Annotated in this window: 10 protein-coding genes and 3 pseudogenes; 9 read left to right on the forward strand and 4 right to left on the reverse strand. The window is 69.9% G+C overall.

Annotated features, from left to right (window positions below):
- The first annotated feature begins 15 nt into the window (after positions 1–15).
- Complete coding sequence (locus tag LRS10_RS04745) at positions 16–1,806, forward strand: histidine kinase dimerization/phosphoacceptor domain -containing protein (protein WP_308237916.1); 1,791 nt, start codon at positions 16–18, stop codon at positions 1,804–1,806.
- Positions 1,799–1,936: an entericidin A/B family lipoprotein gene (locus tag LRS10_RS04750; RefSeq protein ID WP_257836249.1), complete on the forward strand. Its 138-nt coding sequence runs from the start codon at positions 1,799–1,801 to the stop codon at positions 1,934–1,936. The genes LRS10_RS04745 and LRS10_RS04750 overlap by 8 nt, the downstream gene beginning before the upstream one ends.
- A 63-nt stretch (positions 1,937–1,999) precedes the next feature.
- Here the strand turns inward: LRS10_RS04750 and LRS10_RS04755 are convergent, their stop codons facing one another.
- The 3 genes from LRS10_RS04755 to chpT form a co-directional block, all read right to left on the reverse strand.
- Positions 2,000–2,803, reverse strand: coding sequence for a protein-glutamate O-methyltransferase CheR (locus LRS10_RS04755; protein WP_257836250.1), 804 nt, complete (start codon positions 2,801–2,803; stop codon positions 2,000–2,002).
- Entirely contained in the window at positions 2,800–3,192 is a 393-nt protein-coding gene (locus LRS10_RS04760; RefSeq protein ID WP_257836251.1) for a PleD family two-component system response regulator, read from the reverse strand. The genes LRS10_RS04755 and LRS10_RS04760 overlap by 4 nt, the downstream gene beginning before the upstream one ends.
- A 66-nt stretch (positions 3,193–3,258) precedes the next feature.
- Positions 3,259–3,933 carry a histidine phosphotransferase ChpT gene (gene chpT / locus LRS10_RS04765; protein ID WP_257836252.1) on the reverse strand — a complete coding sequence of 225 codons (675 nt, stop codon included), beginning with the start codon at positions 3,931–3,933 and terminating at the stop codon, positions 3,259–3,261.
- A gap of 65 nt (positions 3,934–3,998) precedes the next feature.
- On the opposite strand from chpT, the pseudogene LRS10_RS04770 reads away from it, so the two are divergent.
- Positions 3,999–4,206: pseudogene (locus LRS10_RS04770) on the forward strand (DUF3553 domain-containing protein).
- Complete coding sequence (gene cysQ / locus LRS10_RS04775; RefSeq protein WP_257836253.1) at positions 4,178–4,990, forward strand: 3'(2'),5'-bisphosphate nucleotidase CysQ; 813 nt, start codon at positions 4,178–4,180, stop codon at positions 4,988–4,990. Before LRS10_RS04770 ends, cysQ begins: the two are co-directional and overlap by 29 nt.
- Before the next feature lie 5 nt (positions 4,991–4,995).
- Here cysQ and LRS10_RS04780 read toward each other — a convergent pair whose 3' ends face one another.
- Positions 4,996–5,181 (reverse strand): hypothetical protein, encoded by a 186-nt coding sequence (locus tag LRS10_RS04780; RefSeq protein ID WP_257836254.1) that lies wholly within the window; start codon positions 5,179–5,181, stop codon positions 4,996–4,998.
- Between the two features lie 168 nt (positions 5,182–5,349).
- Between LRS10_RS04780 and LRS10_RS24340 the strand changes: the two genes are divergently transcribed.
- The 5 genes and pseudogenes from LRS10_RS24340 to LRS10_RS24345 form a co-directional block, all read left to right on the forward strand.
- On the forward strand, positions 5,350–5,862 hold the full coding sequence (locus tag LRS10_RS24340) for a TonB-dependent receptor plug domain-containing protein (protein WP_308237917.1): 513 nt from the start codon (positions 5,350–5,352) through the stop codon (positions 5,860–5,862).
- Positions 5,863–5,936: 74 nt separating this feature from the next.
- Entirely contained in the window at positions 5,937–7,640 is a 1,704-nt protein-coding gene (locus LRS10_RS04785) for a TonB-dependent receptor domain-containing protein (RefSeq protein ID WP_308237918.1), read from the forward strand.
- A gap of 95 nt (positions 7,641–7,735) precedes the next feature.
- Positions 7,736–8,418: pseudogene (locus LRS10_RS04790) on the forward strand (Fe2+-dependent dioxygenase).
- Positions 8,419–8,483: 65 nt separating this feature from the next.
- Positions 8,484–9,671, forward strand: a complete 1,188-nt coding sequence (locus LRS10_RS04795) for an acyl-CoA dehydrogenase (RefSeq protein ID WP_257836255.1) — start codon at positions 8,484–8,486, stop codon at positions 9,669–9,671.
- 161 nt (positions 9,672–9,832) lie between these two features.
- Positions 9,833–10,393 (forward strand): annotated as a pseudogene (locus LRS10_RS24345) (PAS domain-containing protein); the annotation flags it as partial.
- Positions 10,394–10,439: the final 46 nt, after the last annotated feature.

Genomic DNA, 10,439 nt, shown 5'->3' on the forward strand with positions numbered 1-10,439 from the left:
CGGGACCAGCCGCCCATGCTCCGACTGCCCTCAGCCTCGCTGAGCACCATCCGCGTCCGCCTGATCGCGGCGCTGGCGGCCGCGCTGCTGCCGGTGCTGATGCTGGGCGTGCTGCAGTCGGTGATCGGCTTCCAGCGCGAAGGACGCTTGCTGCGCGAGAACCTCGGCTTCGCCGCCGAGCGGAGCGCCGCGACCGCCCGGGCGCGCATGGAAAGCGCCGACGTCCTGCTCCAGACCCTGGCGCCGGGCGCGGTGGGCTTCCAGTGCGCCCAGCGCCTGGCCCAGGTGAAGTCGCGGATCCCAGGCTACGAGAACCTGATCCGGTTGGACCGGCAGGGGCGGGTCGTCTGCGCGGCCGGCAGCGTGCCGTCCGACACCCAGCGATCCAGCCGATCCTGGTTCCAGCGCCTCGCCGGCGGGGAGGACCTGGTCATCACCCGGGACCCGGGCTCGCGTTACGCGACGACGCCGGCTGTCCTGACGGCGGCGCGGGCCACGGCGGCCGACGGGCGGTTCGACGGCGCCTTCGTGGCGGTGATCGCGCTGGCCAGCCTGCAGCCGGCGGTGACCGACCCCTCCCTCCCTCCGGGCGCCGAGGTCGGCCTGGTGGAGAAGACCGGCCAGTACATCAGCATGACCAACGCCGCCGCCTTCCCGCGCCTGCCGCAGGACTGGCGGGCGAAGGTGGACGCGGCAGGGACGCTCGTCTGGTACGGCAGCGACGCGGAAGGGCGGCGTCGGGTCTATTCGGCCGCGCCGGTCGTCGGCGAGGAAGTCTATGTCGTGCTGTCCGCCCAGTCGCCCGGGATCCTGTCCTGGGCCTGGCTCAACCCCCTCACCGGGGTCCTCTTCCCGCTGCTGACCTTCGCCCTGGCGCTGACCGCCGTCTCGATGGTGACCGATCGGGTGGTGGTGCGCTGGATCACCTATCTGCAGCGGATCGCGGCGCTCTACGCTCGCGGCCGGCTGAGCGTGCGGCCGGTGCAGGCCGAGCAGATGCCGCCCGAGATCCGCGAACTGGCCGAGACCCTCGAGGACATGGCCGACGCCATCGTGGGGCGCGACGCCAGCCTGCGCGACAACCTGGCCCAGAAGGACGCGCTCATGCGCGAGATCCACCACCGGGTGAAGAACAATCTTCAGGTGATCTCGTCGCTGTTGAACATGCAGCAGCGGTCGCTGACCGATCCCGCGGCGCGGTCAGCCATGAGCGACACGCGCCAGCGGATCACCGCTCTGGCCCTGATCTACCGCGCCCTCTACCAGGGGCCGGATCTGAAGCGGGTCGACCTCCGCCCCTTCCTCGAGGAGCTCACCGCCCAGCTGGTCGCGGGCGATCTGGCGCATGGGCCCGCCGTGCGGACCGAGCTGTCGGTGGATCCGCTGGTCATCGATCCGGACCGCCTGGGCGCCGCTGGCGCTGTTCGCCGTCGAAGCGATCACGAACGCCCAGAAGCATGCCTTCGCGGGACGCGGCGGGGTTCTGACCGTCGACTTCACGGTGCACGGCGAGGAGGCGGAACTGGCGATCTCGGACGACGGCGTCGCGAAGGCCGGCGACGACGGGCTGGAGGCCTCCGGCGTGGGCCGAACGCTGATGACCGCCTTCGCGCGGCAGCTCCGCGGCCGGGTGGAACTGAGCCGGAACGCTCAAGGCGGCGTCACCGCGCGGCTGTTCTTCCCCACTCCGGCGGCCGACGGCCATGCCCCGCTCGCCACGGCAGACGCGGCGAAGGGGAACCAGGCCGCGGCGTAGCCGTTCCGGCGTCGCTGAATGCAACACCCCGGGAGACCGCAAATGCGTAAGATCTTTGTCCTGGCGGCCATCGCCGCCAGCATGGCCGTGGCCGCCTGCAACACCGTCTCCGGCGCCGGCCGCGACGTTCAGGCGGCGGGCGCCGCCGTGACCTCGACCGCCGAAGACGCCAAGAACTAAGGGTCCGGCAGGATCCGGATCTGGGCCCCGTCGCGCGAGCGGCGGGGCCTTCGTCGTTCCGGCTCAGGCCGCAGCCGTCCCCAGGGCGAACACACCGGCCTCCGAAGCCACCGGGTCCAGCCAGGCCTCGGCCGCGTCACCCAGGCCCAGGACGAGCCGACCGCCGGGCGCCAGCGTCCGGGTCAGGCCTTCCAGCACCTGCTCCCGAGCCTCGCCGGTGAAGCCCGAGAGCACGTTGCGGCACAGGATTAGGTCGAAGCGGCCCAGGCGCGACAGGTCGTCCAGAAGGTTGATCCGACGCCAGCGGACCATCTGGCGGATCCGCGGCGAGAGCACGAAGAACTCGCCCTCGCGCTCGAAATGCCGCACCAGGCGGTGGGCCGGCAGGCCGCGCTGAACCTCGAACTGCGAATAGACGCCCGCCTGGGCCTTCTCGAGGCTGCGCTCTGAGATGTCGGACGCGAACAGTTCGACGCGATCCGCCAGCCCGGGGGTCTCGGCCAGCAACATGGCGAGGGAATAGACCTCCTGCCCAGCCCCGCAGGCGGCGCTCCACACACGTACGGGGCCCTCGGCGCGGCGGGCCAGTTCGGGCAGCACGTCGCGCGCGAGGGCCTCGAACACCGCCGGATCGCGGAAGAAGCGGGTCTCGGGCGGAACCATCGCCTCGACCATCGCCCAGATCAGCCGCTCCTCGGCGCGCTGGCGCACGCATTCGATAAAGTCGGAGAGCGCGCCGAACCCCTCGCGTCGCGCGACGGGCGCGAGGCGGCTCTCGATCAGATAGGCCTTGTCCGGATCGACGCGCAGGCCGGCCCGGCTAGCGCAGACGGCGGCCACGAGTTCGCGATCCTCGAGCGCGATCACGCCGCCAGGCTCCCCACGGAGGGCCCGATCAGGCCGACGAAACCCAGCTTGCCGGCCAGGATCTCGCCGTCGAACGGTTTCATGACGTATTCGTCGGCGCCCGCCTCCAGCGCCTCGCGGATGCGGGCCAGGTCGGTCTCGACGGAGCAGAAGATCACCCGCGGACGGTCGCCGCCGGGCTCGGCGCGCAGGCGGCGCACGAACTCCAGGCCGTCCATCACCGGCATCCGCCAGTCCAGCAGGATCGCATCGGGCATGGCCGCATGGCACCAGGCCATGGCCTCGACGCCGTCGCCGGCTTCGGCCACGTCGAATCCCAGGTCCTCCAGGATCCGGCGCGCGACCTTGCGGATCACGCGGCTGTCGTCGACGACCAGGCAGGTCTTCAAGGTTCTACGTCGCCCCCTAATGAGGCGAGTTGTCGCGCAAGAGGGTTAACGCCCGGTTGGGCGGCGTCACGCCGGCAGGGTGGCTGCGAAGACGATCCGCTCATCGTTGACGTCCGCGAACACGCGACCGCCGGCGTCCTGCACGAAGAGGTGGACGTAATAGGCCTGCACCCAGTGGCCGTGCAGTCCCTCGCCCAGCGGCTGGCCCTGGAGGCCGCGCAACACCTCCGGCCGCAGCCTGGCGCGGGGCCCGACAGCGTCCACGGCGAGCGCCACCTGCGCGCCCTCCTGCACCGCCCGGACGCGGGCCGTGCCGCCGGTGGGCAGCGCCGCGCCCGCCATTTGGGCGAGGTTGAGCAGGGTGCGGGCGCTCGGCTTGTTCACCGCCGGCGTCTCCACTGTCCATTCGAGATTGGCGCGCATGTGGGCGAAGACGCCCTGGGCCAGCTTCTCGAGGTCGCGGGCGTCGAAGGTCTCGGCCGAGGCCGAGGCGCCGAACGCCACCCGGGTGAAGGCGAGCAGATCGGCGAGCTTGCGCGCCGAGCTCTCGATGAGGCCCATGGCCTCTTCCTTCATATCCTGGGCGGAGGGGTCTTCCAGCAGGTCGAGCCCCGAGACGATGGCGCTCGCCGGGCTGATGAAGTCGTGGCACATCCGCGCCGCCAGATAGGCGGCCAGTTCCGCGGGGCGCACGGCTTCGGCGGGCGGATACGCCGGGACGTCTTCGGGCAGATCGGTCATGGCGGCGGACCTTGGCGTGATTTGAGCCTTTGGAAAACGCCCCGCCCTCTCTAATAGAGCCGCCGATGGCGCCGTTCGCGGACCCCTTCCTGGAGCCCGGCGTCCTGGTGCGGCACCCGACGCAGGACGACTGGGGGGCTGGGCCAGGTGCAGTCGGTGGCCGGCCGCATGGTCACCGTGAACTTCGAGAACGCGGGCAAGCAGACGATCGACGCCGCGGTCGTGCGGCTGGTGTTCGTGGGCGATGATCCGCGCGATCGGCAGAGACGCTGAGAGAGGTTTTTCGTTGAGGCTATCCGACACCGACGTGGGCGAGACCCTGGCCGAGATCTGCGAGGCGGCGGCGGCCGTGATCCTGCCCCTGTGGCGTTCGGGCCTGACGGTGCACTCGAAGTCGGACGAAAGCCCGGTCACGGAAGCGGATCGGCGTGGCGAGGCGCTGATCCTGGAGCGGCTGGCGGCGGCCTTCCCGGGCGTGCCGGTCGTCTCGGAAGAGGACGCCAGCGAATTTGGCACGCCGGACGAGATCGGGCCGGTCTTCTTCCTGGTCGATCCGCTGGACGGCACCAAGGCCTTCGTCCGCGGCGATCCGAACTTCACCGTCAACATCGGACTGATCGAGGACGGCCGCCCCGTGGCCGGCGCGGTGAACGCCCCGCCGACGGGCGAGACCTGGTTCACGAGGGGCGGCCAGACCTGGAAGCGCATCAACGGGGGCGTGGCGCAGCCCGTCCGCGTTCGGACCTGGGACGCGGGCGACGCGCTGGGCCTGATCAGCCACACCGCCACCGACGAGCAGATCCGCCATCTGACCGACGCCTACGGCTTCGCGCGCACGGAGGCGATGGATTCCTCGATCAAGCTGTGCCGGATCGCCGAAGGCGCGGCCGACATCTATCCGCGTCACGGCCCCACCATGGAGTGGGACATCGCCGCCGCCCACGCCGTGCTGCTGGGCGCCGGAGGTCGGCTGGCGACGCCGGAAGGCGAGGCGTTCGTCTACGGCAAGGCGGACAAGGGGTTTCGCAACGGCTGGTTCGTCGCCCGGGGCGGCTAGCGCGCTCAGATGTGCTTGGGCGTGTTCCATTCGTCGGAGACAGGGGCGGAGACCTGTGCGGTCCACGCCTCCGTCGCAGCCGTCCGGGCATCGAGCGGCCGCCCCAGCGCGACATAGCTGACGAAGCCCACCAGGAACGCGATCGCCGCGAGCCAGAGGAAGGGGCGGAGTACGTCGGCGGCGTCGATCATCGGCGAATTCTCGTTCGGGACTAAGGCCTTAACCCCTCCGGCCCCGCATGGTTGCGCACCGGCGGATTATCCACGGCGCTAATTGCGAACGATTCTCATTGCCACGACCCCGACTAGAAACTAAGAACGCCTCTCATTCTTATTCTCAAGGTTGAGGGACGGGGGATCATGGCAAGGACGGGCGTCGTCGCGCGGAAGAAGCGCGCCCTGGTGTTCGCGGTCGCGGGTGTCGCCGGACTGTCGATGGGCGCGGCGGCGCAAGCCGCGGACGTGGCGACCGATGCGGCCGCGCCGGCCCCTGCGGATCTGACGGGCGTGGACGTGGCGGGAGTCCGGCCGCGCGAGCCCGAGACGCCGAAGCACACCGCCCCCCTGATCGACACGCCGCGCAGTATCACGGTCATCCCGCGCCAGGTGATCGAGCAGACGGCCGCCACCTCGCTCACCGACATCCTGCGCACTTCGCCCGGGATCACCTTCGGCGCCGGCGAAGGCGGGCAGCCGCTGGCCGACCGGCCGTTCATCCGCGGCCAGGCCTCGGGCAACAACATCTTCGTCGACGGCGTGCGCGACACCGGCGGCCAGATGCGCGAGGTGTTCGCCATCGAGCAGGTGGAAGTCGTGAAGGGCGCCGACAGCGCCTACTCCGGCCGCGGCTCGGGGGCGGCAGCATCAACCTGACGACCAAGCGCCCGCGCCTCGACACCTTCGTCAACGGCCAGGCGGCCGTCGGGACCGACGACTACCGCCGCGGCGTGATCGACGCGAACTACCAGGTGGGCGACACCTCCGCGGTGCGGCTGAACCTGATGGGCATCGAGGCTGACAGCCCGGGGCGGGACGCCGCCGGCTCCAGCCGCTACGGCCTGCTCGCCGGGGCCGCGACGGGGATCGGCACGGAGACCCGCGCCACCCTGCTCTACTACCGCCTGCGCACCGATGACTTGCCGGACTACGGCGTTCCGCTGTTCACGAAGGTTCCCGGGCTGCCGCGCACCGACAGCGGCGTCCTGGATGTGCCGCGCGGCAGCTTCTACGGCCTGAAGGCCCGCGACTATCAGGAGACCGAGGCCGACATCGCCACCTTCATCGCCGAGCATGACGTCTCCGAGGCGCTCAAGCTGCGAAACGTCTTCCGGGCGGCGAAAACCCTCAACGACTATGTGGTGACCAACCCCGGCGACGGCGGCGCCGCCCAGCTGGTGGGCGGGCAGTACTGGATGAAGCGCGGGACCAAGGGGCGCTGGAACCCGACCCGGACGGTGGCCAACGTCACCGACATCTATGGCAAGTTCGGCCAAGGCTTCATCACCCACAGCTACGACGTGGGCCTGGAGCTGTCGCGCGAGCAGAACAAGAACGCCGCCTATGTGGTCTATACGACCGCCGGCGCCCCCTGCCCGGCGGGCTTCAGCGGCGCCAGCAACAACCTGGGCGTCGGGGATTGCACGCTGGTCTTCGCGCCGGACCCGAGCGACCCCTGGCAGGGGACCATCACCCGCCCGACCCCGTCGCGGAACATCACCAAGACGACCGGCGTCTACGCCTTCGACACCGTTTCGTTCGGCGACAGGTGGCTGCTGAACCTGGGCATCCGCCATGACCAGTACGAGGTGACGGGTACGGATGTCGCCGTGACCAGCGCCAATGGCGTGATCACCGGCGAGACGCTGACGCCGCGGGCCGGCGACTGGTCGTTCACCAACTACCAGGTGGGCCTGGTCTACAAGCCGACCGAGACCTCCAGCGTCTATGTGGCCTACGCGACCACCTCGACGCCGCCGACGATCGCTTCGGGCGACCAGAACACCGGCGCCGGGACGGGGACAGGCAACCTGGCGAACGTTCTGCTCGACCCCGAGGAGGTCACCAACTTCGAGGTCGGGGCCAAGGCCGCGTTCTTCGGCGAGCGCCTGAGCGCCTCGATCACCTATTTCGACCTCAAGCGCGAGAACGCTCAGGTCCAGGTGTCGGCCGGCGTCTATGCCCAGGTGGGCGAAGCCGCCGCCAAGGGCGTCGAGGTCGGCGTGACCGGCGCGGTGAGCGACCGATGGAACGTGTTCGGCGGCTACACCTACATGGACACCGAGCTGGTGCGCGGCGCCTACAATGTCGTCAACGTCGGCGATCCCCTGGCCAATTCGCCGAAGCACAGCTTCAGCCTGTTCACAACCTACGAGGCGACCGAAGCCCTGACGCTGGGCGGCGGGGCCTACCATGTCTCGAAGAGCTTCGGCGGCAACCAGGGCGGCGCGGGCGGAGGGACCAACCGCATCTACGCCCCTTCCTACTGGCGGTTCGACGCCTTCGCGTCCTACCGGATCAGCGCGAATGTCGACCTGCAGCTGAACATCCAGAACCTGGCCGACGAGGACTACATCATCCGGACGAACGGCGTGCACCACGCCGATTACGGGCCGGCCCGCCAGGCGATCCTCACCCTCAACGTCCGCTACTGACCTCCCCTTCGGGTACGGACGTGCGTCGGCCCCGCCTTCCCACGAGGCGGGGCCGCTTCGCATCCCCGACACCGACCGCTTAAGGTGGCTCCGCCATGATGCTGCACATTCCCGAGGTGCTGACGAAGACCCAGGTCGTCGAGCTGCGCGCCCTGATCGACGCCGCGCCGTGGGTGGACGGCAACGAGACCTCGGGGCCCAGGCCGCCCTGGCCAAGCGCAACGCCCAGCTTCCCGAGGGCTCGCCGGCCGCCGTCCAGGCCGGCGAGACGATCCTGGACGCGCTGTCGCGCAACCCGCTGTTCGTCGCCGCAGCCCTGCCGCAGGTGGTCTTCCCGCCGCTGTTCAACCGCTACGCCGGTGGCGAGGCGTTCGGGCTGCACGTGGACAATTCGATCCGCCAGAGCCGCGATGGTTCGGTGCGGATCCGCAGCGACCTGTCCGCGACGCTGTTCCTGACCGAGCCCGAGGCCTATGACGGCGGCGAGCTGGTGGTCGAGGACACCTTCGGAACCCACGAGGTGAAGCTGCCAGCGGGCGACATGATCCTCTATCCGGCCTCCAGCCTGCACCGGGTGACGCCGGTGACCCGCGGCGCGCGGGTCTCGAGCTTCTTCTGGATCCAGAGCCTGGTGCGCGAGGTCGCCAAGCGCGACCTGCTGTTTCAGATAGATCTCGCCATCCAGCAGCTGTCGGGTCGCGTCGGCGCCGACGCCCCCGAGCTGATCTCGCTGACCGGCGGGTATCACAACCTCTTGCGGATGTGGGCCGAGGTCTGAGGAGGGCCTACCGCCGCCCTTGAAAAACCGGTATGCCGCCGCGGAAAGAAGCAAGGGGAACCGCCATGCCGCTCGATTCCGCGCCGCAGAAGACCTACCGCTGGGACGATCCCCTGGACCTGTCCTCGCGCCTCTCGGAAGAGGAGCGGATGGTGTGGGAGGCCGCCCGCCAGTACGCCCGCGAGAAGCTGCTGCCCCGCGTCGTCTCGGCCTATGCCGAGGAACGGTTCGACCGCGAGATCATGACCGAGATGGGCGAGCTGGGCTTCCTGGGCCCGACGCTTCCGGAGGAGTACGGCTGCGCCGGCGTGAACCACGTCGCCTACGGCCTGATCGCCCGCGAGATCGAGGCGATCGACAGTGGCTACCGCTCGGCGATGAGCGTGCAGAGCTCTCTGGTGATGTACCCGATCTACGCCTTCGGGTCGGAGGAGCAGAAGCGCAAGTTCCTGCCCGGCATGGCGGCCGGCAGGATCATCGGCTGCTTCGGCCTCACCGAGCCCGATGGCGGCTCGGACCCCGCCTCGATGCGCACCACCGCCAAGAAGGTCGACGGCGGCTATGTGCTGAACGGCGCCAAGATGTGGATCACCAACTCGCCGATCAGCGACGTGGCCCTGGTCTGGGCCAAGCTGGACGGCAAGATCCGCGGCTTCCTGGTCGAGCGCGGCGCCCAAGGGTTCGAGACGCCCAAGATCCAGAACAAGCTCTCGCTTCGCGCCTCTGTGACCGGCGAGATCGCCCTCTCGGACGTGTTCGTGCCGGACGACATGATGCTGCCGGGCGTGGAAGGCCTGCGCGGGCCGTTCTCGTGCCTGAACAAGGCTCGCTATGGAATCGCGTGGGGCGCCATGGGCGCGGCGGAATTCTGCCTGCACGCCAGCCGCGACTATGTCTCCAGCCGCAGCCTGTTCGGCCGCACGCTGGCGTCGCGGCAGCTGGTGCAGAAGAAGCTGGCCGACATGTCGACCGAGATCGCGCTGGGCTTCGAGGGCGCGCTCGCGCTGGGTCGGCTGATCGACGAGGGCGCCTGGGTGCCGGAGGCGATCTCGATGCTGAAGCGCAACAATTGCGGCAAGGCGCTGGAGATCGCCCGCGTCGCGCGCGACATGCACGGCGGCAACGGCATCTCGGGCGAGTACCACGTGATGCGCCACGCCTCGAACCTGGAAACGGTGAACACCTACGAGGGCGCCCACGACGTGCACGCGCTGATCCTGGGCCGCGCGATCACCGGGGAAAGCGCGTTCTGATCACGGATAAAATAACGCAATTTCCGAACAACGTTGCGTTTACCCCGCCGGTGTAAGCCTCACCGCTCACCTGGGGGAAGCCGATGGCCGGGAAGAGCGCGAGCAGCGCCGCCGACAGGGCCGAAATGGTGCAGCAGCTGTTCGAACACAGCTGCGACCTGATGCACGTGGTCGGACCGGACGGACGGCTGCGGCTGGCCAATCCTGCCTGGTCGAAGCTGACTGGCTGGGCCGAGGACGAGCTGGTCGGCCGGCCGGCGCTGGAGCTGTTCCACCCCGACGATCGGCCGGGCATGGCCGCCCGCGTGGCGCACTCCAGGCCAGGCGAGATGTACGAGAGCGAGGTCCGCGTCCTCTTGAAGGACGGCGGCTCGCGGTGGGCGGCGGTTCGCCGCTCCATGCTGCCCGACGGCTGCCACCTGGTGACCATGCGCGACGCCACGCAGGAGCGCGCGCACCGGGACGAACTGGACGCGGCGCGCCGCACGCGCAAGGCGCTGGGCGCCTCGGCCGGCATCGGCATGTGGACGTTCGAGCCGGCGGACGGGCGCATCTGGTGGTCGGACGAGATCGTCAGCATGGTCGGCTTCGAGCCGCAGGCGCACGAGACGCCGGAGAGCTTCGCGGCCATCGTCCATCCGCGCGACCGCAGCCGGGTGATGGCGGCGTTCACCGCCGCGGTGAACGGCGGCGCGCCGATGCAGCTCGAACACCGGATCTGGGCGCGGGACAGCTGGATGACGGTGCGCGCCACGGTCGCCACCGAGC

Source organism: Phenylobacterium sp. J426, from assembly GCF_024699945.1.
GTDB lineage: Bacteria > Pseudomonadota > Alphaproteobacteria > Caulobacterales > Caulobacteraceae > Phenylobacterium.